Here is a 24,977-nt window from a genome sequence, read left to right on the forward strand (position 1 = left end):
AAACTCCCGCGCCTTATTCCAGCCCGAGGCGCTCAGCATGTCTTCCTTGAATCAGGCGCTCAGCGTCGCCCTCGACAATCGCCAGGCGTTGCTTGACCAATTGCATGGACAGGGCACGGACTGCTATCGACTGTTTCACGGCAGCCAGGAGGGTACCAGCGGGCTGACCATCGACCGCTACGGCCCGCAATTGCTGGTACAGAGCTTTCACACCCGCCTGGATCGCGATGCCCTGCTGGCGCTGCATGAACGGGTCAACACGCGCCTGGGCCTGGACACCCTGCTGGTCTATAACGATCGCTCGCAAGGCAACTCGCGCGTCGATCGCCACGACACCGTGTACAAGGCTGAAGACGCGGCTCTGGCCGATCATGTCGGCCACGAATGGGGGCTCAATTACCGGGTCCGCGGTCGGCATGCAGGCCAGGACCCGCTGTTGTTTCTGGACCTGCGCAACACCCGCGGCTGGGTCAAGCAGCACAGCGCCGGCAAAAGCGTGCTGAACCTGTTCGCCTACACCTGCGGCGTCGGCCTGAGTGCGGCGGCCGGTGGCGCGAGTGAAGTGTGCAATCTCGATTTCGCCGAGGGCAATCTGGCGGTGGGTCGCGAGAATGGTGCGCTCAACCCGCAACTGCCACCCATGCAATTCATCCAGTCGGATTATTTTCCGGCGATCCGCCAGTTGGCCGGGTTGCCCATTGCCGCGCGCCGCAGCCAGCAATTGCCCAGCTACGTGAAATTGCAACAGCGCCAATATGATCTGGTCCTGCTCGACCCACCGGCCTGGGCCAAGAGCGCGTTCGGCACCGTTGATTTGCTGCGCGACTATCAAAGCCTGCTCAAACCTGCGCTGTTGACCACGGCAGACGATGGTGTGCTGATCTGCTGCAACAATCTGGCGAAAGTCAGCATGCAGGACTGGCGTGAGCAGGTGCTGCGCTGCGCCACCAAGGCCGGGCGTCCGGTGCGCGACTGCCAGGAAATGCGTCCCGCCGCAGACTTCCCGTCTCAGGATAATCAACCACCGCTGAAAACGCTGATTCTGCAACTCTGACTCGGCGCCTGATATCGTCAAGCGCAACCGGAAAATTCCTACAAGCCGCGAGGGCAGTGCCTTGGGAACCGAACAGGCATGCCATACTCCAAGGGCTTCCAAAAGAGAGAGACGCCGCTGCCCATGTCCAGAGGATTGAAACGCACACTCGGCTCCCTGCTGGCTGTGATCGCGCTCTACAGTTTGCTGGGGTTTTTCATTCTTCCCGGCGTCGCTCTGCGGATCGCCAACCAGCAACTGGCCAATTACGCCACGGTGCCGGCAAAGCTCGAACGCCTGGAGTTCAACCCCTTCACCCTGGAGCTGACACTCTGGGGCCTGAACATCGGCACGCCAGGCAAGGAGCAGGTGGCGTTTGAAAAGCTTTATGCCAATCTGCAAATCAACAGCCTGTGGACACGGGCCCTGCATCTGCAACGCGTCGAGCTTATCAAACCGCGCACCGAGCTGCTGTTCGACAAACAGGGCAAGCTCAATCTGGCGCAGCTGTTCAAGCTGCCCGCCAGCGAACCGGCACAGGACCAACCCGCCAGCAAGCCATTCCCGCTGCGTATCGACGAAATCAAACTGGCGGGAGGCTACGTTCACTTCCAGGACCTGCGTCCCAGCCAGCCCATCGAGTTTCTCTACGACGCGCTGGATTTCGAGCTCAAGAACCTCAGCACACTGCCTGAAGACAATGCCGATATGACCCTGGTCGCGGCGGGTCCGGACGGTGGGCAGATCGACTGGGTCGGCCGTATCAGCCTGATCCCGATCACCTCTGAGGGCACGTTGAAAGTCACCGACAGCAAGATGAAACTGTGGTGGCCTTATGTGCGCGATGCCTTGCCACTGGCGCTCGAGGACGGCGTGCTGAATTTCAGCACGGCCTACACATTGAACCTGTCCAGGGAAACCGAACTGAAGTTGACCAACGTCTCGGCCAGTGTTGCGCCGTTCGCGCTCAACGCTCCCGACGGTCGCCCCCTGGTACGCCTGCAACGCCTGGACGTCAGCGAAACATCGGTCGACCTGGCAAAGCAGCTGGTTACCGTAGGCAAGGTCCGCAGCCAGAAACTGGAAACCTGGGCCGCGCGTGAAGCCGACGGGCAACTGGACTGGCAAAAACTGTTCGCCAGCCAACCGGGCAAGCCCGCAGCGCCGCACACCCCGGCCGTGGACGAAAAAGCCGCCGAGCCGGCGCCTGCCACCGAGGCCTCAGCCAAAGTCAGCGCTCAACCCGTGGCGCAGAGCAAACCCTGGCAGGTCCTGTTGCGGGATGTGCAATTGCGCAACTACATGGTCCATCTGGCAGATCGCGTGCCTCAAGAGCCGGTCGCGCTGGACGTTGGCCCGCTGAATCTGGACATCCAGAATTTCGACAGTCTGAACAAGGCGCCCTTCACGCTCAAGCTGGATACCGGGCTGGGCAAACAGGGCAATCTCACTGCCGCCGGTGACGTGAACCTCAATCCGGTCAGCGCACGACTCAACGTAACCACCCGCGACATCGACCTGCGCCTCGCCCAGGCCTACATCAGCCCGTTCATTCGTCTGGAGCTGCGCAGCGGCATGCTCGGCAGCGATCTGGCGGTCGACCTGAAAAGCACCGAGCCACTGGCGTTCAGCGTCACCGGTAAAGCACAGGTCAATCAGTTGCACACGCTGGATACACTCAAACAGCGCGACTTCCTGAAATGGCAGCAATTGGCGCTGGAGGGCCTGGACTACCAGCACGGCAAGGGCCTGTCGATTGCCAAAGTGAACATGGATCAGCCTTACGCGCGCTTCATGATCAATGAGGACCGGACCACTAACATCGACGATCTGTTGATCCCGCAGCCAGCCGACGCAGCTACTGGCAAGACCGCCAGCCAGCCAAAGGCAGCCAGAACCCAAGCCGCAGGCAAGAAGGAAAACCCGCTGGCGATCTACGTGGGTGAAGTGAATATCAACGATGGCTCGGCAAACTTTGCCGACATGACCCTGACCCCAAACTTCGCCACCGCCGTGCAGCAGCTCAACGGTCGTATCGGCACCATCGACAACCGCAAGCCTACACCGGCCCCGGTGAACATCGAGGGCAAGGTCGACCGCTATGCGCCGGTGACCATCAAGGGCAGCCTAAACCCGTTCGACCCGATGGCCAGCCTGGATATCACCACCAGCTTCAAGCGCGTCGAGCTGACCAATCTGACCCCCTACTCCGGCAAGTTCGCAGGTTTCCGGATCCGCAAGGGCCGGCTCAATCTCGACCTGCACTACCTGATCACCAAGGGCCAGCTCAAGGCCCAGAACAAGGTGCTGGTGGAGCAGCTGCAACTGGGTGAACGGGTCGACAGCCCGGATGCGCTGGACCTGCCTATTCGTCTGGCGGTCGCGCTGCTCAAGGATACCCAGGGGCGTATTTCCCTTGAGCTGCCCATCGAAGGCGACCTGAACAACCCGCAGTTCAGCGTCATGCCGATTGTCTGGCAGACCCTGCGCAATCTGGTGCTGCGTGCAGCACAGGCCCCGTTCAAGATGCTCGGCGGGCTGGTCGCCGGTGGAAGCTCCGAGGACCTCGGCAGCGTAAGTTTCGCGCCAGGCTCCAGTGACTTGTCGGCAGAGGCGCAAAATGCCCTGGACAAGCTCTCGGTAGCGCTCAAGGAGCGTCCGGACCTGAAGCTGGAGATCGAAGGCACCAGCGCCGCCAGCAGTGACGGTCCATTGATCGCCCAGCAAAGGCTGGAACGCGAATACCAGTACACGTATTACAAGATCCTCCAGCGACGTGGCGACAAGGTTCCAGCCAGGGCCGGTTTGGTACAGGTCCCGGAAGAGGAAAAGGCGCCTATGCTCGAGGGTATCTACAGGACACGCCTGAAACAGCAACCGCCCGCTGAATGGGCGAGTCTGGGCAAGGAGCAACGTGCTGCCCAGATGCGTGCCGCCGTGCTCAAGTTCTGGAGCAGCAATGAGGTGCTGCTGCGCGAACTGGGCCAGAGCAGAGCCAGTAGCATCAAGGATTACCTGGTGGACAAGGGCAAGCTCGAAGACGCTCGCGTGTACTTCGTCGATGCCCGCCTGGGCCAGGCCCAACCGGATGGTAAAGTCATCAGCCCTCTGCACCTCGACAGCGAATGAAGCCTTTGGCACACACCCGGATCAAACGACTGATCAACCTGACCCTCGCCGCCATGGCCGGGTCAATTGTCGCCTCGGCATATGCCAGCTCAACCCTGCGTTGCGGCAGCCAACTGGTCAGCACCGGTGACCGGGCGTTCGAAGTCCAGCAGAAATGCGGCGAACCGGTCAGCCAGGAGGTGCTCGGCACTCAGGAAACCTTCAATAGCAACAATTATCGAAGGTCCGAAGCCGTGAGGATCGAGGAGTGGATATACGGTCCTGATAACGGCATGTATCAGTACCTGCGCTTCGAAGGCGGGCGCCTGGTGGGCATCGAGAGCAAACGCCGCAACTGATCCCCTGCTTCCCTGCCCTTCATCTTTTTCGTCACCCCATAGAAAAGGCCCCGACTCTTCAGTCGGGGCCTTTAATGGCTACATCCTTGTAGCCTCGCATGAACCTTCCATCAATCAATGACTGCGGCTGTTCATGAGCAGTATTCGATTACTCGGCTTTCAGGCCAGCAGCCGATACGTCTTTAACGCCTTTGATTTTCTTGGCGATAGCGACGGCAGTAGTTTTCTGAGCTTCAGTCACTTTTACCATGGAGGACAGGGAAACCACGCCTTTGTTGGTCTCAACCTTGATGTCGGTACCAGGGATGCCTTTCTCGGTTACCAGATCAGCTTTGACTTTGCCGGTGATCCAGGAATCGGACACGTCTTCTTTGACTTCTTGAGTAGTGGTGTTAGCTGCCAGAACCATTGGCGCTTGGGCCGAGGTCTGTGCGAAAGCAGCATTGGCCATGGTCAGAGTCAGGGCAGTAGCGGTAGCAGCGGCAATAGCAAACTTCTTCATACGATAACTCCTGTTTTTCTCAAAATCTGCACCAGCATGTGGTGGCAGGGTTAACAGGTGTATCGCAAGCGGTGTGCCAAAAATGAGACAGTCAAAATAACCTTTATAATCAATAGCTTATGTTTTTCGCTATTTTGCTGAGTCGTGCAGATTGCCCGTTCGCTCAAACCCGGGGTTGCAAGATGCATGTTTGCACCGGGCAGTTTGCATGCTCCATGTGTAAGCCTTTAATTGCGCTCATAAAAAAAGGACTCCGAAGAGTCCTTTTTCACATGCCGCTCAGATCAATCAGACGCCCGACGCTTTCGCTGCGGCTACGTCCTTGATCGACAGCTTGATACGGCCGCGGTTGTCCACGTCCAGTACCAGTACTTCGACCTCCTGACCTTCCTTGAGGATGTCGGTCACTTTCTCTACGCGAGCATCGCTCAGCATCGAGATGTGAACCAGACCATCCTTGCCCGGCAGGATGTTGACGAATGCGCCGAAATCGACGATGCGCTCAACCTTACCGATGTAGATCTTGCCGATTTCCGCTTCTGCGGTGATGCCCAGAACGCGCTGACGTGCAGCCTCAGCCGCTTCCTTGGACTCGCCGAAGATCTTGATCGAGCCGTCGTCTTCGATGTCGATCGAAGCCTTGGTCTCTTCGCAGATGGCACGGATGGTTGCGCCGCCCTTGCCGATCACGTCACGGATCTTGTCGGTGTCGATCTTCATCGCGATCATGGTCGGAGCGTTGGCCGACAGTTCGTTACGCGACTGACCGATGATCTGGTTCATCTGGCCGAGGATGTTCAGGCGAGCTTCCAGGGCCTGGCCCAGGGCGATCTCCATGATTTCTTCGGTGATGCCTTTGATCTTGATGTCCATCTGCAGCGCGGTAACACCTTTGGAGGTACCGGCTACCTTGAAGTCCATGTCGCCCAGGTGGTCTTCGTCACCCAGGATGTCGGTCAGAATCGCGAACTTCTCGCCTTCCTTGACCAGACCCATGGCGATACCGGCAACCGACGCCTTCATCGGCACACCAGCGTCCATCAGAGCCAGGGAAGCACCGCAGACCGAAGCCATGGAGCTGGAGCCGTTGGACTCAGTGATTTCCGACACGACACGGATGGTGTACGGGAACACGTCAGCGCCTGGCAGCATGGCCTGGACACTGCGACGGGCCAGACGGCCGTGACCGATTTCACGACGACCTGCGCCGCCCATGCGACCACACTCGCCCACCGAGAACGGAGGGAAGTTGTAGTGCAGCATGAAGGGGTCTTTTTTCTCGCCTTCGAGGGTGTCGAGCAGCTGTGCGTCACGTGCAGTACCCAGCGTGGCAACCACCAGCGCCTGAGTTTCGCCACGGGTGAACAGTGCCGAACCGTGAGTCTTCGGCAGAACGCCGACTTCGATGTTCAGAGGACGAACGGTGCGCGTGTCACGACCATCGATACGCGGCTTGCCGTTAACGATGTTTTCGCGAACGGTGCGGTATTCGATTTCGCCGAAAGCCGCTTTGACTTCGCTGGCAGACGGGCTGCCGTCATCGACAGCGAGCTTGGCAACGACCTGATCTTTCAGCTCGCCCAGACGCGCATAGCGGTCGGCTTTGACGGTGATGGTGTAAGCCTGGGAGATCGCGTCGCCGAACTCGGCACGGATAGCGCCCAGCAGTGCAGTCGCTTCAGGCTTTGGCTGCCAGTCCCAGGTAGGCTTGGCGGCCTCGGCAGCCAGTTCCTTGATGGCGTTGATCACGACCTGGAACTCGTCATGCGCGAACAGCACGGCGCCCAGCATCTGGTCTTCGGTCAGCTCTTTGGCTTCCGACTCGACCATCAGAACGGCTTCGGAAGTACCGGCAACGACCATGTCCAGGCTCGAAGCCTGCAGCTGCTCGTAAGTCGGGTTCAACAGGTAGCCGGTGCTTTCGTGGAAAGCAACGCGGGCAGCACCGACCGGACCGTCAAACGGGATACCGGAGATGGCCAGGGCAGCCGAAGTACCGATCATCGCAGCGATGTCCGGATCGATTTTCTTGCTGGTGGAGACGACGGTGCAGACGACCTGCACTTCGTTCATGAAGCCTTCTGGAAACAACGGGCGGATCGGACGGTCGATCAGGCGCGAAGTCAGGGTTTCTTTCTCGGAAGGACGGCCTTCACGCTTGAAGAAACCACCAGGAATCTTGCCGGCAGCGTAGGTTTTTTCCTGATAGTGCACGGACAGAGGGAAGAAGCCTTTGCCAGCGTCAGCCTGTTTGGCGCCGACCACAGTCACGAGTACGCTGACGTCGTCGTCAACGGTGACCAATACTGCACCAGAGGCTTGACGGGCGATACGGCCTGTCTCGAGGGTTACGGTCGATTGACCGAACTGAAACTTTTTGATTACCGGGTTCACGGTTTCCTACCTTTCTTTGTGGCTCTTGGGGAACTGGTTTCTTGCGAATTCTTGGGCAGCGTGGGGAATCGGCCCCTTCCACAGCCCAGATAAAACTTGAGGCTGGGAGCCTGCCAGAACCACCGGGCAAACCCGACGGATCGTGACAGACAACCAACCTCTAGCAACGTCGTTATTAGCGACGCAGACCCAGACGACCGATCAGGGCGCTGTAACGGCTAACGTCCTTACCTTTCAGGTAATCCAGCAGCTTGCGACGCTGGTTTACCATACGGATCAGACCACGACGCGAGTGGTGGTCCTTACCGTTGGCCTTGAAGTGGCCTTGCAGTTTGTTGATGTTGGCGGTCAGCAGTGCAACTTGCACTTCTGGCGAACCAGTATCACCAACAGCTTGCTGGTAGTCGGTTACGATCTGAGCTTTTTCTTCAACGCTGAGTGCCATGTGGGCAATCCTTTTGTGCAAGGAAGCGCTTCCGGAGAAACGTTTCCAACAGGCCGAGGACAGATCCTCGTATTAAAAAATGAGGTATGACCGTGCCTGTTGACAGCCATCCTCGTTCCACCCCACTCGCCGGCAAGCCGACGGCTGGACTGGTTTCGGTCACTCTGACCGAATCAGGCGACGCGGCGCAATGCGCCCGTCTTCGGCGACTTCACCGATACCGATGAAGCGACCTTCGTGATCCTGCACGCGAACCATACCGAATTTCGGTGCGTCCGGCGCGCGTACTGGCTGACCATGCAACCAGTAAAACGAACTGTGTTCCGAAAACTTCAACAGCGGCCAGTCCAGCAGACCGCTGTCCGATGGCATCAGGAAACGGTCAACCGCTTCATTGCCGCCGTCGGCATGCACCTGCTCGAGCTCTTCCAGCGTCACTGTCTGAGCCAGCGTGAAAGGCCCGGCCTGGGTACGACGCAGCTCTGCGACGTAAGCACCACAACCAAGCTTCTCACCGATATCCTCGACCAGCGTGCGGATATAGGTGCCTTTGCTGCAATCGACGGACAGACGTGCCGTGTCGCCTTCGCAAGCGAGTAATTCCAGGCGCGCAATAGTAACAGAACGGGGCTCGCGCTCCACTACTTCCCCTGCACGTGCCAGCTTGTAAAGTGGCTGGCCATCACGCTTGAGGGCCGAGTACATGGGAGGTATCTGGCTGATTTGTCCGCGAAAATGCGGCAGAGCCGCTTCGATATCGTCGCGACCAACGGTCACCGGACGCGTGAGCAAAACCTCGCCTTCAGAGTCGGCAGTGGTAGTGGTCTTGCCCAGTTGCGCCAGGGTCTCGTAGGACTTGTCCGAATCGAGCAGGTACTGAGAGAACTTGGTCGCCTCACCAAAGCACAACGGCAGAACGCCCGTTGCCAGAGGATCGAGGCTGCCGGTGTGCCCGGCTTTCTCGGCGTTGAGCAGCCAGCGAACCTTTTGCAGAGCGGCGTTGGAGGTGAAACCCAGTGGCTTGTCGAGCAGGATGATCCCGCTGACATTGCGGCGTATACGCTTGACCTGAGCCACTCTTTATTCCTCGGTACTTTCAGGCTTTGCATCCGCCGATGCGGGGCCTTCCTGATGCTGACCGTCTTCTGCCACGGCACGCTCGATCAGTGCCGAGAGATGCGCGCCACGCACGACGCTTTCGTCATAGTGGAAATGTAGTTGAGGCACACTGCGCAACTTCATCTCGCGGGCCAGCTGCATGCGCAGGAAACCTGCGGCAGCGTTGAGCACCTTGATGGTCTGCGCGATCTCTTCGGCGCTGTCCTGACCCATGACGGTCATGAAAATCTTCGCATGACCCACGTCACGGCTGACGTCTACGGCGGTGATGGTGACCAGACCCACGCGTGGGTCCTTGATTTCGCGGCGGATCAGCTGCGCCAGTTCGCGCTGCATCTGATCGCCGATACGTTGGGTACGGCTGTATTCTTTTGCCATGCTTGTTACCTGTTACTGATCCGGGACCAAACCCTGACAGTCTGAAAGCGGCAAACGCCCGGCCTGACAATTGCCAGACCGGGCGTTGCGTTTAGAGCCCATGGGGAAAGCAGGGCATTTGCATGCGAGGCTCCCACCATGACTCCTGAAGCTCGCGATTTAGAGGCTGCGAGCCACTTGAACCTTCTCGAAGACTTCGATCTTGTCACCGACCTTGACGTCGTTGTAGCTCTTGACGCCGATACCGCATTCCATGCCTGCACGTACTTCGGCAGCGTCGTCCTTGAAGCGGCGCAGGGATTCCAGCTCGCCCTCAAAGATAACGATGTCTTCGCGCAGAACACGAATCGGACGGTTACGGTAGACGGTGCCTTCCAGAACCATGCACCCTGCGATCGCGCCGAATTTCGGCGAACGGAACACATCGCGGACTTCGGCGATACCCAGGATATTCTCCCGGACGTCGCTGCCAAGCATGCCGGTGAGGGCTTTCTTGACGTCTTCGATGATGTCGTAGATCACGTTGTAGTAACGCATGTCCAGACCTTCCTGCTCGACGATCTTGCGAGCGCCGGCATCGGCACGCACGTTGAAGCCGAACAGTACAGCGTTGGAGGCCAGTGCCAGGTTGGCGTCGCTCTCGGTGATACCACCGACACCGCCACCGACCACGCGCACTTGCACTTCGTCGTTACCCAGGCCGTTCAAGGCGCCGTTCAACGCTTCAAGGGAACCGCGTACGTCAGATTTGAGGACGATGTTGAGCGTCTTCTTCTCTGCCTGACCCATGTTCTCGAAGATGTTTTCCAGCTTGCCAGCGTGAGCACGGGCCAGTTTGACTTCGCGGAACTTGCCTTGACGGAACAGAGCCACTTCACGGGCTTTCTTCTCGTCCGACAGCACGCTCATCTCGTCGCCAGCGTCCGGTGTACCGTCAAGACCCAGGATTTCGACCGGAATCGAAGGACCTGCTTCTTTGACCGGCTTGCCGTTCTCGTCGAGCATGGCGCGGATGCGGCCGAAGTTCGAACCGACCAGCACCATGTCGCCCTGACGCAGCGTACCGTCCTGAACCAGAACAGTAGCGACCGGGCCACGACCCTTGTCCAGACGGGACTCGACAACAACACCACGACCAGGGGCCGACGGGGTTGCCTTGAGTTCCAGGACTTCGGCCTGCAGCAGAACAGCTTCCAGCAATTCGTCGACGCCAGTACCCATCTTCGCGGAGACCGAAACGAAAGGCGTATCACCGCCCCACTCTTCGGACGTCACGCCATGGACCGACAGCTCGCTGCGGATACGATCGAGGTCAGCACCAGGCTTGTCGATCTTGTTCACCGCAACAACCAGCGGAACGCCAGCCGCAACAGCATGCTGAACAGCTTCGATGGTCTGAGGCATCACGCCGTCGTCAGCTGCAACAACCAGAATCACGATATCCGTTGCCTTGGCACCACGAGCACGCATGGCGGTAAACGCAGCGTGACCAGGGGTGTCGAGGAACGTGACCATGCCGCGCTCGGTTTCAACGTGGTAGGCACCGATGTGCTGGGTGATGCCGCCGGCTTCGCCAGCTGCAACCTTAGAACGACGGATGTAGTCGAGCAGCGAGGTCTTACCATGGTCGACGTGGCCCATTACGGTCACAACCGGTGCACGGGAGAACGACTCACCTTCGAACTTCAGCGATTCAGCCAGGGAATCTTCCAGAGCGTTGTCGCTGACCAGCGTGACCTTGTGGCCCAACTCTTCAGCGATCAACTGGGCAGTTTCCTGATCCAGTACCTGGTTGATGGTCACCGGGGTGCCCATCTTGAACATGAACTTGATGACTTCAGCGGCCTTGACCGACATCTGTGCCGACAATTCGCCGACAGTGATGGTCTCGCCAATGGCAACGTCACGGATGACCGGGCCGGTAGGGCTCTGGAAACCATGCGCGTTACGCTTCTTCAGCTTGCCCTTGCCACGACCACCACGACGGAAGCTGTCGCTTTCTTCGTCGGTAGTGCGAGGAGCAACGCGAGGGGCCGGAGCCTTCTCCTTGACCGAAGCGCGATGCGGAGCGTTTTTACGCTCGCCGTCGCCGCCACGGGCGTTGCGGTCGTCAGCACGAGGCTTGTCAGGGCGACGCTGTTCGTCACGCTTGCGAGCATCGGCAGAAGGCGCGGCGCTGGCCGGTGCCGGAGCAGCGGCTGGCGCTGCTTCGCGCACAGGCTCGGCGGCGGCAACAGGCTCGGCAGCAGCCGGAGCCGACTGGCTGGCAGCAGGCTGGCTGCGCGCATCTTCTTCAGCGCGACGCTTGGCTTCTTCTTCAGCCTTTTGACGGGCGGCGTTTTCTACCGCACGGCGTTCATCCATCTCGCGCTTGCGCTCGGCTTCGATCTCTTCCGGGCTACGCTGCACAAAGACTTTCTTCTTGCGCACTTCAACGCTGATGCTCTTGCTGCCAGCAACGCGCAGGGTGCTGGTGGTCTTGCGCTGCAAGGTAATCTTGCGAGGCTCTTCCACCTTGGCCTTGTGACCGCTTTTCAGGTGCGTCAACAAGGCTTGTTTTTCGTTATCGGTCACAACTTGCTCGGCGGCGGTGTGCGGCAGACCTGCCTCACGCATCTGCTGTAACAGGCGCTCTACCGGTGTGTCGACCACTTTGGCCAGTTCTTTCACCGTGACTTGCGTCATGCACTTCTCTCCTCAGGCCGCGCCCAATTACTCGAACCAGTGGGCTCGGGCGGCCATGATCAACTTGCCGGCACGATCATCGTCAATGCCGTCGATGTCGAGCAGGTCATCTATAGACTGCTCGGCCAGGTCTTCGCGGGTAATTACGCCGCGCACCGCCAGTTCCATCGCCAAATCCTTGTCCATACCCTCAAGCGAGAGCAGGTCTTCGGCCGGATGGGCGTCTGCCAGCTTTTCCTCTGTAGCGATGGCTTTAGTCAACAAACGATCCTTGGCACGAGCGCGAAGCTCGTTGACGATGTCTTCGTCAAAGCCGTCGATGTTGAGCATTTCTTCCAACGGTACGTAGGCAATCTCTTCCAGGCTGGTGAAGCCTTCATCAACCAGCACCTGTGCAAATTCTTCATCGACTTCGAGCTCTTCGATGAAGTTGCGCAGGATGTCACCGGTTTCAGCTTGCTGCTTGGCCTGGATGTCCGATTCGGTCATTACGTTCAGGGTCCAGCCAGTTAGCTGACTTGCCAGACGCACGTTCTGACCGCCACGACCAATAGCCTGGGCCAGGTTGTCCGCTCCCACTGCGATATCCATTGCATGCGCGTCTTCATCTACGATGATTGCCGCTACTTCTGCAGGGGACATTGCATTGATCACGAACTGCGCCGGGTTATCGTCCCAGAGAACGATATCCACACGCTCGCCACCCAGCTCGCCGGAAACAGCCTGAACTCGCGAACCGCGCATGCCGATACAGGCACCTTGCGGGTCGATTCGTTTATCCTTGGAGCGAACAGCGATTTTCGCACGAGAACCCGGGTCACGGGAGGCAGCCATCACCTCGATGAGACCTTCGGCAATTTCCGGCACTTCAATGCGGAAAAGCTCGATCAGCATCTCTGGCGCAGTACGCGACAGGATCAGCTGAGGGCCACGGTTTTCGGTGCGAATTTCTTTCAGCAGAGCACGGACGCGAACACCGACCCGGAAAGTTTCCCGGGAAATGATGTCTTCACGAGCCAGCAAGGCTTCGGCATTGTTACCCAGGTCAACGATGACATTGTCACGTGTAACCTTTTTAACAGTACCAGAAATGATTTCACCCAGACGCTCGCGGTAGGCATCGACTACCTGAGCACGCTCGGCTTCGCGAACTTTCTGCACAATGACTTGCTTGGCGGTCTGCGCCGCGATACGACCGAATTCGATGGAATCGATTTTTTCTTCGATCAGGTCGCCTGCAACAGCACCCGGCTTTTTCGCCTGGGCCTGATCAACAGCCAATTCGTAAGCAGGATCGTCCAGATCTTCGTCTTCGACAACTGTCCAGCGACGGAAAGTCTCGTAGTTGCCTGTCTGGCGATTGATCTCTACACGCAGTTCTACTTCATCTTCAAAACGCTTCTTGGTAGCGGTGGCCAGAGCCAGCTCCAGCGCTTCAAAAATGACACTAGCCGGAACGCCCTTTTCATTGGACACCGACTCAACAACCAGCAGTACTTCTTTGCTCATCGTACGCCTCGCCTTTCGCAAGCCATTGGATCCGCGGGATCCGCAGTAACCGGCACGTCTCAGTCAAACGTGGGAATAATGTTGGCCTTGTCGATCATGTCGATCGGCAACAGGAACTCATGGTCTTCAACCTGCACCACGACATCCTGCTCCTCCACCCCGCGGAGAAGGCCTTGAAAGTTGCGTCGACCTTCGAAAGGTGAACGCAGCTTTATTTTCACTTGTTCCCCGGCGTACGAAGCAAACTGCTCAATAGTGAACAGCGGGCGCTCCATGCCAGGAGAAGATACTTCGAGGGTGTACTCGGTGCTGATCGGGTCTTCTACGTCCAACACGCCGCTGATCTGGCGACTGACGATTGCACAGTCGTCGACCAGAACGCCCCCTTCCTTGTCGATATAAATGCGCAGCACCGAATGCTTGCCCTGGGAACTGAAATCGATTCCCCAGCACTGGTAGCCAAGGGCCACGACCACTGGGGCCAACAAGTCCTGCAACTGTTCTAGCTTGCTCGACACCTGAACCCCCTCGTGCATGCTTTAGAAATAAAAAAATGGGCAAAAGCCCATCCCTGAAAACGCCGCTGAACATCGACGTCATGTACTGTCCAGCTAACAAAAAGCCCCTTAAAAGGGGCTCCGCTAAAACTGGTTGCGGGGGCTGGATTTGAACCAACGACCTTCGGGTTATGAGCCCGACGAGCTACCAAACTGCTCCACCCCGCGACAAAGCTGGGGCGGAAGTATACGACCGATCCATTGCTGGGTCAATCCAACATCCACCTACAAGAAAGCCCGCTAGTGCGGGCTCTCCTGTTAATTGGTACCGAGAAGGGGACTCGAACCCCTACACCCTATGGGCACAACCACCTCAAGGTTGCGTGTCTACCAATTCCACCACCTCGGCATTACAACTCTTTTTGGCGACCTCACGAACATCGCCGAATTCTGTATTACTTCTTCTCTGGGGCTTGAGGTACGTCAGCTGGAACAGCGGCTGGCTTTTGCCCTTCGAGAACCGGTACATCATCTGCTGCCGGCTTTTGCTTCACTTCCAGTACTGCCGGGTCTGGCAAACCTACCTGAGTCAGCTGTTGAGCTTTCTCTTTAGCAAAGTAACCTAACCCCAAGCTGGTTATGAAAAAACATGCCGCAAGTATAGCAGTAAACTTACTGAGAAAGGTAGAGGTTCCTTGACCTCCGAAGACAGTATTTGATGCACCTGCTCCGAACGACGCGCCTGCGTCGGCACCTTTACCCTGCTGCAGCAATACCAGAGCGACAACGCCCAGAGCGCCCAACAGGTGAAAAACGATTACGACTGTTTCCAGCATTTTTTCAGTTTCCCGCGGCGCGACAGATCGCACCGAACTCATCTGCATTCAGGGAAGCTCCACCAATGAGCCCCCCATCGATATCCGGCATGCTGAAGAGCTCGACCGCATTGGCCGCCTTCACGCTGCCGCCATAGAGAAGTCGCACGCCTTGTGCGACTTCGGCATTCTCTTTCGCCAGTTGCGCACGGATGGCTGCGTGCACTTCCTGCGCTTCCTGAGGCGAAGCAGTCAATCCGGTGCCAATGGCCCAGACCGGCTCGTAGGCAATGACGGCGTTGACCAGTGCATTGACGCCAAACTCGGCGATAACACTGTCCAGCTGACGCCCTACCACTTCAAGCGTTTGCCCCGCCTTGCGCTCTTCCAGGGTTTCACCTACGCAAAGCACAGGTGTCAGACCTTTCGCCTGGATTGCCGCAAACTTCTTGTTCAGAACATCATCCTGTTCGCCAATCAACTGACGACGCTCGGAGTGACCGACAAGTACCAGCTTGCAACCTGCATCAGCCAGCTGGCTCGATGCAACTTCACCCGTCAGCGCGCCCTGCTCAGCCTGAATGGCTGCGTCCTGCGCACCGACGATGATCGACGTGGCCTTGAGCCCATCGACCACCTGACAGGTAAACAGACTGGCAGGCATCACGGCGATATCGACGCTGCCTGGCAACGACTGCTTGCACAAACCCTCGATCAGCTCAGCGACGCTGGCGCGGGTACCGTGCATTTTCCAGTTACCAGCTACCATTGGGCGACGCATGCTACACCTCGTGGGTCAAAGTGGGCGCAGATGTTACCCAACAGTTCCGACACTGGCAAGCCGAAATCAGGCGCAAACTTCAGTAACCAGTTTTGCGAGTTCTTCGGCGTACGCCCTGACCTGCGTTTCGTCCTCGCCTTCGACCATGACGCGCACCAACGGCTCGGTACCCGATTTGCGCAGCAGCACCCTGCCACGCCCGGCCATCTGCTCGGTGACACGGGCGCAAGCCTCCTGGACCGACGGATGCGAAACCGGGTCAACAGCCGACCCGGCGAAGCGCACATTGATCAGGATTTGCGGGCACTTACGCAATTTCAGACGCGCCTCAGCCAGGCTTACACCACTGCGACGCAGGGCCAGTATCACCTGCAATGAGGCGATAATCGCGTCACCGGTGGTAGCGTGCTGGAAACAGACGATATGACCGGAGTTTTCACCGCCAATCTGCCAGTTGCGCTCGAGCAGTTCGGCGATCACATAACGGTCACCGACATTGGCCCGAACAAAGGGAATGCCCTGCTCGGCCAGGGCCAGTTCAAGCCCCAGGTTACTCATCAATGTGCCGACGACGCCGCCCTGCAAGCGACCCCGCTCATGCAGGTCGCGGGCGATGATGTAGAGCAATTCGTCGCCATCGACGATGGTCCCGGTGTGATCGACCATCAACACGCGGTCGCCGTCACCGTCGAAACCGATGCCCATATCCGCATGCTCGGCAAGCACGGCCGCCTGCAGGGCTTCCATATGCGTAGAGCCGCAGTCCTTGTTGATGTTGAGCCCGTCAGGTTGCGCGGAAAGCACCACGACCTGCGCGCCCAGCTCACGAAATACGTTGGGCGCCACCTTGTAGGTCGCACCGTGAGCGCAGTCGATGACGACCTTGAGGCCGGCGAAGTCGGTGCTGGTAGGCACGCTGCTTTTGCAGAATTCGATGTAACGCCCGGCCGCATCGTTGATCCGCGAGACCTTGCCGAGGTTCTCGGACTCAGCCACGGTCATCGGTGCGTCGAGCAGCTCTTCGATCATCATTTCGATCTCGTCAGGGAGCTTGGTGCCCTGACCGGAGAAGAACTTGATGCCGTTGTCGTAGTGCGGGTTATGCGAGGCGCTGATGACGATGCCTGCCTCGGCATGGAAGGTACGTGTCAGGTAGGCGATGGCCGGTGTCGGCATCGGGCCCAGCAAGAGAACGTCAGCGCCCGCAGCGGAGAGGCCGGCCTCGAGGGCCGACTCGAACATGTAGCCGGAGATGCGCGTGTCCTTGCCGACGAGAATCCGGCAGGCGCCCATCTTGCGGAAAGCCATGCCGGCGGCCCAACCCAGTTTCAGCATGAACTCGGGAGTGATCGGGAATTGCCCTACACGACCGCGAATGCCGTCGGTTCCGAAATATTTTCTGGTAGTCATGGATGCCCCACTGTTGTTATTCAGCTGCTTCGACAGCTGCGATCATGCGCACCACGTCAGCCGTTTCGGCGACATCATGCACACGTAGAATTCTTGCCCCTTTGGCCATCGCCAGAACCGCCAGGGCGAGCCCGCCGGACAGACGCTGGTCGACGGGACGCCCCAGCACAGCACCGATCATGCTCTTGCGCGAAACACCCACCAGCAAAGGCCGGCCGAGCGCATGCAGCGCTTCCATATGCTTGAACAGGCTCAGATTGTGCTCCAGTGTCTTGGCAAAGCCAAAGCCCGGATCAAGAATGATCTGCTGCTGACCGATGCCTGCAGCGACGCACTGCTTCATGCGCTCAGCCAGGAAGGCACAGACCTCGCCCACCAGGTCATCGTAGTGCGGGTCATTCTGCATGGTTCCGGGCTCGCCCAGCATATGCATGAGACAGACCGGCAAACCGGTGCTTGCGGCCGCCTCAAGCGCGCCTGGGCGCTGCAGCGAGCGAACGTCGTTGATGAGCCCGGCACCCAGCCCAGCCGTCGCCAGCATGACCTCAGGCGTGGAGGTATCCACCGAGATGATCACATCCAGCTCGCGCGCGATGACCTCGACCAGCGGGGCCACACGTTCGACCTCTTCAGATGCAGAGACTGGACGCGCGCCTGGACGCGTTGACTCGCCACCGATATCGATAAGCGTCGCGCCAGCCTGCACCATTGCCTCGGCGTGACGCAGCGCCGCATCGAGCTGGCTGTAGCGGCCGCCATCGGAAAATGAGTCTGGGGTTGCGTTGAGGATGCCCATCACGTGCGTATGGGCCAAATCAAGAACCCGGTTGCCGCAAGGCAACCGGGTTGGATACAGCGCAGATGTCATGTCAGACCTTAGTGCTCGGCAGCAGGACCGCCAATCGGAGTTTCCGGACGAGGGTCAGGCGTGATCGGAGTACCGTTGGTACCCGAACCACCACCCCAGTCACGCGGCTCGCGCGGAGTACGACCGGTCATGATGTCGTCGATCTGGTCGGCATCAATGGTTTCATACTTCATCAGCGCGTCAGCCATCGCTTCCAGCTTGTCGCGATTGTCCGTCAACAACTGCTTGGCGGTGCCGTAGCAGTGATCGATGATGCTGCGCACTTCGGAGTCGATAAGCTTGGCAGTATCGCCGGAAACACTGGAGTTCTGGCTACCGCCGCGCCCCAGGTAACCTGCATCTTCATCTTCCGAGTACATCAGCGGGCCGAGCTTTTCAGACAGACCCCACTTGGTGACCATGTTCCGGGCGATCTGGCTGGCACGCATGATGTCATTGGAGGCACCGGTTGTGACGCCATCGAAGCCCAGGGTCATTTCTTCCGCAATACGACCACCGTACAGCGAGCAGATCTGGCTGATCAACGCACGCTTGGACAGGCTGTAACGGTCTTCTTCCGGCAGGAACATCGTCACACCCAGCGCACGACCGCGCGGGATGATGGAGACCTTGTAGACCGGATCATGCTCTGGCACCAGACGACCGACAATAGCGTGACCCGCCTCGTGGTAAGCCGTGTTGCGCTTTTCCTTGTCGGACATGACCATCGATTTGCGCTCGGCGCCCATCATGATCTTGTCCTTGGCCAGTTCGAACTCTTTCATCTCTACAACGCGCTTGCCGGAGCGAGCAGCGAACAGCGACGCTTCGTTGACCAGGTTAGCCAGGTCCGCACCGGAGAAGCCCGGCGTACCGCGAGCGATAACGCCCGGGTTGACGTCTTCGCCCATTGGCACCTTGCGCATGTGAACCTTGAGGATCTGCTCGCGGCCACGAATGTCTGGCAGACCTACAACCACCTGGCGGTCGAAACGACCTGGACGCAGCAGCGCCGGGTCCAGTACGTCAGGGCGGTTGGTTGCGGCAATGACAATGATGCCGTCATTCATTTCAAAACCGTCCATCTCGACCAGCAACTGGTTGAGAGTCTGCTCACGCTCGTCATGACCACCGCCCATGCCGGCGCCACGATGGCGACCGACCGCGTCGATTTCGTCAATGAAGATGATGCATGGCGCGTGTTTCTTGGCTTGCTCGAACATGTCGCGAACGCGGCTCGCACCAACACCCACGAACATCTCGACGAAGTCGGAACCGGAGATCGTGAAGAACGGAACCTTGGCTTCGCCGGCAATGGCCTTGGCGATCAGCGTTTTACCGGTACCCGGAGGGCCGACCATCAGCACGCCGCGCGGAATCCGACCGCCCAGGCGCTGGAACTTGCCCGGATCGCGGAGGAATTCGACCAGCTCGCCCACTTCTTCCTTGGCTTCGTCGCAACCGGCAACGTCAGCCAGGGTCGTCTTGACCTGATCTTCTGACAACAGACGCGCCTTGCTCTTGCCGAAGCTCATCGGGCCGCCCTTGCCGCCCGCCCCGCCCTGCATCTGGCGCATGAAGAACATGAACACCGCGATGATCACCAGTATCGGGAAGCTGGCCACCAGCAACTGGGTCCAGATGCTCTGCTGCTCAGGCTGCTTGCCTTCGATCACGACGTTATTGCTGACCAGATCACCGATCAGGCCATTGTCCGGGATGTTCGGGCGGATGGTCTTGAAGGTGTCGCCATCGCTGCGCTTGCCCGTAATGACGTAGCCGTCTACAGAAACCTTCTCGACCTTGCCATCCTTGACCTGCTGGATGAACTCGGAATAGTTGAGGTTCTGCGGCTCGTTCGGGCTGGAGAAGTTGTTCATCACCGTCACAAGGACAGCCGCGATGATCAACCACAGGATCAAATTCTTTGCCATATCGTTCAATTAGCTACCCTCTGAAGCAAGCTCCACGCAGCAAGCGTGCCTCGCATGATATTCACCGGCCTAACTTACTACAGAACCTACAGATGCGGCAGACACCGTCTGTAACCCTTTGTGAAACTTTGACAACATAATGTTCAGTCATGCTGCATCGGTAACGCCATTTGAAAAAAGCTATCGCGCCTTGTCAAAAACGTTCGATGCTGGCCGCGCCATCAATTCCGCGAAAGCCGCGAGCCAGCAGGTATTGCTCGCGTGACCTGTCGCGGGACGACGACGGTTTGCGCATCTGCACCTTGTCGAACAGCTTGCGAATGTCCTTGTGGTAGACATCGAAGCCTTCACCCTGGAAGACCTTGATCAGAAAATCGCCACCGGGACGCAGTACCCGACCGGCAAGATCGAGCGCCAATTCGCAGAGAAACATTGCACGCGGCATATCTACAGCGCTCAATCCACTCATATTGGGGGCCATATCGGAAATCACAAGGTCTACCTGCGTATTACCGACTGCCTCGAGGATCTGCTCAAGAATCGCATCCTCGGTAAAATCCCCCTGAATGAAGGTCACGTCGGGGATGCTGTCCATTTCAAGGATGTCGGAAGCGATCAGACGACCTTGACCGCCGATCAGACGACTGGTCACTTGTGACCAGCCTCCCGGCGCTGCGCCGAGGTCGATCACGGTCATGCCCGGACGGATGAGTTTGTCCTTTTCCTGGATCTCGAGCAGCTTGTAACTGGCGCGCGAACGGTAGCCGTCCTTCTGCGCCATTTTGACGTACTTGTCGTCGAAGTGTTCTTTGAGCCAGTTATGGCTTGTCTTGGAACGGGCCACGGGGCACCTCAAAAATAAACGAGTCGTGATTAACTGGGCGGTCCCGGACTCGCTCGGGTAAACTGGCCGCCGCTTTTAAAAGATCAGACGCAGAGGTCAGATTATGCCGCTCACTCCAGAGCAGAAGAAACAATACAAATCCATTGGCCACCATCTGAAACCGGTATTGATCGTGGCTGACAATGGTTTGACTGAAGGTGTACTTGCAGAGCTTGAACGCGCACTGAGCGATCATGAGCTGATCAAGATCAAGCTCAACATCCTCGACCGCGAAAGCCGTCTCGGCGCCATCGCAGAATTGTGCAAGGCCGGTTCTGCCGACCTGGTTCAGGTCATCGGCAAAATGGCGTTGATCTATCGCAAGAACCCAAAGGTAAACAAGCAACTGTCCAACGTCCACCGCGCGCACGGATAAAAACAGAAGTCAGGGCCGCCAAAAGCGCGCCCTGACTCTTTTTTGCCGCCGAAAGCGCCCGTAAAAACGGGCGCCAGCATCAGATATGACGCACTTCGATGATTTCGTACTCGATAACGCCGCTGGGCGTTTTCACCACGACGACGTCACCCTCTTCCTTGGCAATCAAGGCACGGGCAATGGGCGAACCCACTGAAATCTTGCCTTTCTTGATATCCGCTTCGTCCTCACCCACGATCTGATAGACCACACTTTCGTCAGTCTCGACGTTGGCGATTTCGACTGTCGTGCCGAAAATCACCTTGCCGGTGTGCGGAATCGTCGTGACGTCGATGATCACAGCGTTCTGCATGCGGCCTTCGATATCACGAATACGCGCCTCGACCATCCCCTGCTGCTCGCGGGCAGCATGGTATTCGGCGTTTTCCTTGAGGTCGCCCAGTTCGCGCGCAGTACCGATGTCCTGGCTCAACTTGGGACGGACCACCTTGGTCAGGTGGGTCAGTTCTTCTTCCAGGGCGCGAGCGCCCTGGACGGTCATTGGGTATTTGATCATGCCTTCAATCCTGCATGGAGATCCTGCAAGCGACGTACAGTCTTCTCCGGACCGAACTTGAGCGCTTCACAGATCGCTTCGCCTGCTGCAATGGTAGTGGTGCAGTAAATCTTGTGCTGCAGGGCGTTGCGACGGATGGAGTAGGAATCCGCAATCGACTGGCGACCTTCGGTGGTGTTGATGATCAGAGTGACTTCGTCATTCTTGATCATGTCGACCACATGCGGACGGCCTTCAGTCACCTTGTTGACGCGACGCACTTTCAGGCCCGCCGCTTCGATCAGCTTGGCAGTGCCTGCGGTGGCGACGATCTCGAAGCCGAGATTGATGAGGTCACGAGCGACCGCTTCAACCAGGGGCTTGTCATCGTCACGTACGCTGATGAACGCGGTACCGCCAGTCGGCAGCACTTCGCTTGCACCCATCTGGGCCTTGGCAAACGCTTCGCCGAAGGTATCACCCACACCCATCACTTCACCGGTCGATTTCATTTCCGGGCCGAGGATCGGGTCAACACCAGGGAATTTGGCAAACGGGAACACTGCCTCTTTCACGCTGTAGAAGTTCGGAATGATTTCCTTGGTGAAATTCAGCTCTTTCAGGGTTTTGCCTGCCATCACGCGGGCAGCGATCATTGCCAGGGAAACACCGATGCACTTGGAAACGAACGGCACGGTACGCGATGCACGCGGGTTGACTTCAATGACGTAGATGTCTTCGCCCTGAAGCGCCAGCTGCACGTTCATCAGGCCGACAACGCCCAGCTCCAGTGCCATCTTCTTGACCTGCTCGCGCATTTCGTCCTGGATGTGAGCCGGCAGCGAGTACGGCGGCAGCGAGCACGCGGAGTCACCGGAGTGAACGCCCGCCTGCTCGATGTGCTGCATGATCGCACCGATCACTACGTCAGTACCGTCGCAGACCGCGTCGACGTCCATCTCGATTGCGCAGTTCAGGAAGTGGTCGAGCAGCACCGGGCTGTCGTTGGACACCTGAACCGCTTCGCGCAGGTAACGCTTGAGTTCGTCTTCCTGGTAAACGATTTCCATCGCACGGCCACCCAGTACATAGGACGGACGCACCACCAGTGGATAACCGATCTTCGCTGCGGCACGAATCGCTTCGTCTTCGCTGCGCACAGTGGCGTTTGGCGGCTGACGCAGGTTCAGACGCTCGACCATGTGCTGGAAGCGCTCGCGGTCTTCGGCACGGTCGATGGCATCAGGGCTGGTGCCGATGATCGGTACGCCGGCGGCTTCAAGAGCACGCGCCAGTTTCAGAGGCGTCTGGCCACCGTACTGGACGATCACACCTTTCGGCTTCTCGACACGGACGATTTCCAGCACGTCCTCCAGGGTGACAGGCTCGAAGTACAGACGGTCCGAGGTGTCGTAGTCAGTGGACACGGTTTCCGGGTTGCAGTTGACCATGATGGTCTCGTAACCGTCTTCACGCAGTGCCAGCGCGGCGTGTACGCAGCAGTAATCGAACTCGATACCCTGGCCGATGCGGTTCGGGCCGCCACCGAGGATCATGATCTTGTCACGCGTCGACGGGTTGGCTTCGCACTCTTCCTCGTAGGTCGAGTACAGGTACGCGGTGTCGGTTGCGAACTCGGCGGCGCAGGTGTCGACGCGCTTGTAGACCGGGAACACTTCGAGCTTGTGACGGTGCGTGCGCAGGTTCTTCTCGGTAACGCCCAGCAGCTTGGCCAGACGCGCGTCGGAGAAGCCCTTGCGCTTGAGACGGAACATGACGTCGCGGTCGATCGCCGACAGCCCCAGAGTCTTGATCTTCTCTTCGTCCTTGATCAGGTCTTCGATCTGCACCAGGAACCATGGGTCGATCATGTTCATGGCGAAGATTTCTTCGACCGTCATGCCGGCGCGGAAGGCATCGGCGACGTACCAGATACGCTCGGCGCCCGGCACGGTCAGCTCGCGCTTGAGCGTGCTCATGCTTTCCGGATGACTCAGGTCCAGCTTCGGATCAAGACCGCACACACCGACTTCCAGGCCGCGCAGGGCTTTCTGCAGGGATTCCTGGAAGGTACGACCGATGGCCATGACTTCACCGACCGACTTCATCTGAGTGGTCAGACGCGCATCGGCCTTGGCGAATTTCTCGAAGGCAAAGCGCGGCAGCTTGGTGACGACGTAGTCGATCGACGGTTCGAACGATGCCGGGGTCTTGCCGCCAGTGATTTCGTTCGACAGCTCGTCGAGGGTGTAGCCGACTGCCAGCTTGGCGGCAACGCGGGCGATCGGGAAGCCGGTCGCCTTGGAAGCCAGCGCCGAGGAGCGCGATACACGCGGGTTCATCTCGATCACAACCATGCGGCCGGTGTTCGGGCAGATGCCGAACTGAACGTTGGAGCCACCGGTTTCAACGCCGATCTCGCGCAGCACTGCCAGCGAGGCATTACGCAGGATCTGGTATTCCTTGTCGGTCAGGGTCTGTGCCGGCGCAACGGTGATCGAGTCGCCGGTGTGCACGCCCATCGGGTCGAAGTTTTCGATCGAGCAGACGATGATGCAGTTGTCCTTTTTGTCGCGGACAACTTCCATTTCGTACTCTTTCCAGCCGATCAGCGATTCGTCGATCAGCAGTTCCTTGGTCGGCGACAGGTCCAGACCACGGGCGCAGATTTCTTCGAACTCTTCACGGTTGTAAGCGATACCGCCGCCGGTGCCACCCATGGTGAACGACGGACGGATGATGCAAGGGAAGCCGAGCTTTTCAAGAACCGCGTTGGCTTCTTCCATGCTGTGCGCGATGCCGGAGCGCGGGCACGCCAGGCCGATGGACTTCATCGCCTTGTCGAAGCGCGAACGGTCTTCTGCCTTGTCAATGGTGTCAGCGTTGGCGCCGATCATTTCGACACCGAACTTCTCCAGAACGCCTTCGCGCTCCAGATCCAGTGCGCAGTTCAGAGCGGTCTGGCCGCCCATGGTTGGCAGCAGTGCGTCCGGACGCTCTTTTTCGATGATCTTGGCAACGGTCTGCCACTTGATCGGCTCGATGTAGGTGGCGTCGGCCATGGCCGGGTCAGTCATGATGGTGGCCGGGTTGGAGTTCACCAGGATGACGCGGTAACCCTCCTCACGCAGAGCCTTGCAGGCCTGGGCGCCGGAGTAGTCGAATTCACAGGCCTGGCCGATCACGATGGGGCCGGCGCCGAGAATCAGGATGCTTTTAATATCTGTACGTTTTGGCATGGGTTGTCACTCAAATCCGCAGGTCAGTCGGCAAGCCGTCTTGAACATTTGTCTGAGGTGGCCTGGGCGGCAGCGACCGGACACTGAGTCCGGGGCCGCCCTGGGCACCTGCGTATTACAGTCTCAAG

Annotated in this window: 20 protein-coding genes and 2 tRNA genes; 4 read left to right on the forward strand and 18 right to left on the reverse strand. The window is 58.5% G+C overall.

What is annotated here, in order from left to right:
- The first annotated feature begins 37 nt into the window (after positions 1-37).
- The 3 genes from AC54XV_RS21935 (at position 38) to AC54XV_RS21945 (ending at position 4,500) form a co-directional block, all read left to right on the forward strand.
- Positions 38-1,054: a class I SAM-dependent rRNA methyltransferase gene (locus AC54XV_RS21935; protein WP_053275465.1), complete on the forward strand. Its 1,017-nt coding sequence runs from the start codon at positions 38-40 to the stop codon at positions 1,052-1,054.
- Positions 1,055-1,177: 123 nt separating this feature from the next.
- Positions 1,178-4,162 carry a DUF748 domain-containing protein gene (locus AC54XV_RS21940; RefSeq protein ID WP_496717219.1) on the forward strand — a complete coding sequence of 995 codons (2,985 nt, stop codon included), beginning with the start codon at positions 1,178-1,180 and terminating at the stop codon, positions 4,160-4,162.
- A complete protein-coding gene (locus AC54XV_RS21945; RefSeq protein ID WP_032654304.1) occupies positions 4,159-4,500 on the forward strand; it encodes a DUF2845 domain-containing protein in 342 nt (113 codons plus the stop codon). Before AC54XV_RS21940 ends, AC54XV_RS21945 begins: the two co-directional genes overlap by 4 nt.
- Positions 4,501-4,648: 148 nt before the next feature.
- Here the strand turns inward: AC54XV_RS21945 and AC54XV_RS21950 are convergent, their stop codons facing one another.
- The 16 genes from AC54XV_RS21950 to rlmE all read right to left on the reverse strand — a co-directional run bounded on the left by AC54XV_RS21950 (position 4,649) and on the right by rlmE (position 20,660).
- The gene (locus AC54XV_RS21950; RefSeq protein ID WP_003400195.1) at positions 4,649-5,002 is read right to left on the reverse strand and encodes a BON domain-containing protein; all 354 of its coding nucleotides are present in this window, start codon (positions 5,000-5,002) and stop codon (positions 4,649-4,651) included.
- Between the two features lie 288 nt (positions 5,003-5,290).
- Entirely contained in the window at positions 5,291-7,396 is a 2,106-nt protein-coding gene (pnp, locus tag AC54XV_RS21955) for a polyribonucleotide nucleotidyltransferase (RefSeq protein ID WP_496717220.1), read from the reverse strand.
- A 175-nt stretch (positions 7,397-7,571) separates the two neighbouring features.
- Positions 7,572-7,841, reverse strand: a complete 270-nt coding sequence (gene rpsO / locus AC54XV_RS21960; RefSeq protein WP_002555121.1) for a 30S ribosomal protein S15 — start codon at positions 7,839-7,841, stop codon at positions 7,572-7,574.
- A gap of 159 nt (positions 7,842-8,000) precedes the next feature.
- Positions 8,001-8,918 (reverse strand): tRNA pseudouridine(55) synthase TruB, encoded by a 918-nt coding sequence (gene truB, locus AC54XV_RS21965; RefSeq protein ID WP_003400189.1) that lies wholly within the window; start codon positions 8,916-8,918, stop codon positions 8,001-8,003.
- A 3-nt stretch (positions 8,919-8,921) separates the two neighbouring features.
- A complete protein-coding gene (gene rbfA, locus AC54XV_RS21970) occupies positions 8,922-9,338 on the reverse strand; it encodes a 30S ribosome-binding factor RbfA (RefSeq protein ID WP_003340588.1) in 417 nt (138 codons plus the stop codon).
- A 159-nt stretch (positions 9,339-9,497) separates the two neighbouring features.
- Entirely contained in the window at positions 9,498-12,023 is a 2,526-nt protein-coding gene (gene infB / locus AC54XV_RS21975; protein ID WP_060408916.1) for a translation initiation factor IF-2, read from the reverse strand.
- Positions 12,024-12,050: 27 nt separating this feature from the next.
- The gene (gene nusA / locus AC54XV_RS21980; protein WP_496717221.1) at positions 12,051-13,532 is read right to left on the reverse strand and encodes a transcription termination factor NusA; all 1,482 of its coding nucleotides are present in this window, start codon (positions 13,530-13,532) and stop codon (positions 12,051-12,053) included.
- Positions 13,533-13,591: 59 nt separating this feature from the next.
- Positions 13,592-14,050 carry a ribosome maturation factor RimP gene (gene rimP / locus AC54XV_RS21985; protein WP_002555126.1) on the reverse strand — a complete coding sequence of 153 codons (459 nt, stop codon included), beginning with the start codon at positions 14,048-14,050 and terminating at the stop codon, positions 13,592-13,594.
- Between the two features lie 130 nt (positions 14,051-14,180).
- Positions 14,181-14,257, reverse strand: a tRNA-Met gene (locus tag AC54XV_RS21990).
- 95 nt (positions 14,258-14,352) lie between these two features.
- Positions 14,353-14,438 (reverse strand) — tRNA-Leu (locus AC54XV_RS21995).
- Positions 14,439-14,484: 46 nt separating this feature from the next.
- Complete coding sequence (gene secG / locus AC54XV_RS22000; protein ID WP_003313628.1) at positions 14,485-14,865, reverse strand: preprotein translocase subunit SecG; 381 nt, start codon at positions 14,863-14,865, stop codon at positions 14,485-14,487.
- Positions 14,866-14,869: 4 nt separating this feature from the next.
- A complete protein-coding gene (gene tpiA / locus AC54XV_RS22005) occupies positions 14,870-15,625 on the reverse strand; it encodes a triose-phosphate isomerase (protein WP_011268882.1) in 756 nt (251 codons plus the stop codon).
- A 66-nt stretch (positions 15,626-15,691) separates the two neighbouring features.
- Positions 15,692-17,035 (reverse strand): phosphoglucosamine mutase, encoded by a 1,344-nt coding sequence (gene glmM / locus AC54XV_RS22010; protein ID WP_024659418.1) that lies wholly within the window; start codon positions 17,033-17,035, stop codon positions 15,692-15,694.
- 16 nt (positions 17,036-17,051) lie between these two features.
- Complete coding sequence (gene folP, locus AC54XV_RS22015) at positions 17,052-17,903, reverse strand: dihydropteroate synthase (protein ID WP_024639746.1); 852 nt, start codon at positions 17,901-17,903, stop codon at positions 17,052-17,054.
- Positions 17,904-17,911: 8 nt separating this feature from the next.
- Entirely contained in the window at positions 17,912-19,816 is a 1,905-nt protein-coding gene (ftsH, locus tag AC54XV_RS22020) for an ATP-dependent zinc metalloprotease FtsH (protein ID WP_003313633.1), read from the reverse strand.
- 193 nt (positions 19,817-20,009) lie between these two features.
- A complete protein-coding gene (gene rlmE, locus AC54XV_RS22025; protein ID WP_003313635.1) occupies positions 20,010-20,660 on the reverse strand; it encodes a 23S rRNA (uridine(2552)-2'-O)-methyltransferase RlmE in 651 nt (216 codons plus the stop codon).
- 103 nt (positions 20,661-20,763) lie between these two features.
- Here rlmE and AC54XV_RS22030 point away from each other — a divergent pair, with 103 nt between their 5' ends.
- Entirely contained in the window at positions 20,764-21,075 is a 312-nt protein-coding gene (locus tag AC54XV_RS22030; RefSeq protein ID WP_003340569.1) for a YhbY family RNA-binding protein, read from the forward strand.
- A 79-nt stretch (positions 21,076-21,154) separates the two neighbouring features.
- Here the strand turns inward: AC54XV_RS22030 and greA are convergent, their stop codons facing one another.
- Together greA and carB are read right to left on the reverse strand one after the other, a co-directional pair.
- The gene (gene greA, locus AC54XV_RS22035) at positions 21,155-21,631 is read right to left on the reverse strand and encodes a transcription elongation factor GreA (protein ID WP_003400161.1); all 477 of its coding nucleotides are present in this window, start codon (positions 21,629-21,631) and stop codon (positions 21,155-21,157) included.
- Entirely contained in the window at positions 21,628-24,849 is a 3,222-nt protein-coding gene (carB, locus tag AC54XV_RS22040; protein ID WP_003340565.1) for a carbamoyl-phosphate synthase large subunit, read from the reverse strand. The genes greA and carB overlap by 4 nt, the downstream gene beginning before the upstream one ends.
- Positions 24,850-24,977 lie beyond the last annotated feature (128 nt).

Source organism: Pseudomonas fragariae (ex Marin et al. 2024) (assembly GCF_059621105.1).

What these genes read in the sequence shown, in the direction of transcription:
- nusA (WP_496717221.1), bottom strand. Translation starts at nt 13,532, where the DNA reads ATGAGCAAAGAAGTACTGCTGGTTGTTGAGTCGGTGTCCAATGAAAAG.
- AC54XV_RS21935 (WP_053275465.1), top strand. Translation starts at nt 38, where the DNA reads ATGTCTTCCTTGAATCAGGCGCTCAGCGTCGCCCTCGACAATCGCCAG.
- greA (WP_003400161.1), bottom strand. Translation starts at nt 21,631, where the DNA reads ATGATCAAATACCCAATGACCGTCCAGGGCGCTCGCGCCCTGGAAGAA.
- AC54XV_RS21945 (WP_032654304.1), top strand. Translation starts at nt 4,159, where the DNA reads ATGAAGCCTTTGGCACACACCCGGATCAAACGACTGATCAACCTGACC.
- rbfA (WP_003340588.1), bottom strand. Translation starts at nt 9,338, where the DNA reads ATGGCAAAAGAATACAGCCGTACCCAACGTATCGGCGATCAGATGCAG.
- tpiA (WP_011268882.1), bottom strand. Translation starts at nt 15,625, where the DNA reads ATGCGTCGCCCAATGGTAGCTGGTAACTGGAAAATGCACGGTACCCGC.
- secG (WP_003313628.1), bottom strand. Translation starts at nt 14,865, where the DNA reads ATGCTGGAAACAGTCGTAATCGTTTTTCACCTGTTGGGCGCTCTGGGC.
- ftsH (WP_003313633.1), bottom strand. Translation starts at nt 19,816, where the DNA reads ATGGCAAAGAATTTGATCCTGTGGTTGATCATCGCGGCTGTCCTTGTG.
- AC54XV_RS21950 (WP_003400195.1), bottom strand. Translation starts at nt 5,002, where the DNA reads ATGAAGAAGTTTGCTATTGCCGCTGCTACCGCTACTGCCCTGACTCTG.
- glmM (WP_024659418.1), bottom strand. Translation starts at nt 17,035, where the DNA reads ATGACTACCAGAAAATATTTCGGAACCGACGGCATTCGCGGTCGTGTA.
- infB (WP_060408916.1), bottom strand. Translation starts at nt 12,023, where the DNA reads ATGACGCAAGTCACGGTGAAAGAACTGGCCAAAGTGGTCGACACACCG.
- AC54XV_RS22030 (WP_003340569.1), top strand. Translation starts at nt 20,764, where the DNA reads ATGCCGCTCACTCCAGAGCAGAAGAAACAATACAAATCCATTGGCCAC.
- folP (WP_024639746.1), bottom strand. Translation starts at nt 17,903, where the DNA reads ATGACATCTGCGCTGTATCCAACCCGGTTGCCTTGCGGCAACCGGGTT.
- carB (WP_003340565.1), bottom strand. Translation starts at nt 24,849, where the DNA reads ATGCCAAAACGTACAGATATTAAAAGCATCCTGATTCTCGGCGCCGGC.
- rpsO (WP_002555121.1), bottom strand. Translation starts at nt 7,841, where the DNA reads ATGGCACTCAGCGTTGAAGAAAAAGCTCAGATCGTAACCGACTACCAG.
- AC54XV_RS21940 (WP_496717219.1), top strand. Translation starts at nt 1,178, where the DNA reads ATGTCCAGAGGATTGAAACGCACACTCGGCTCCCTGCTGGCTGTGATC.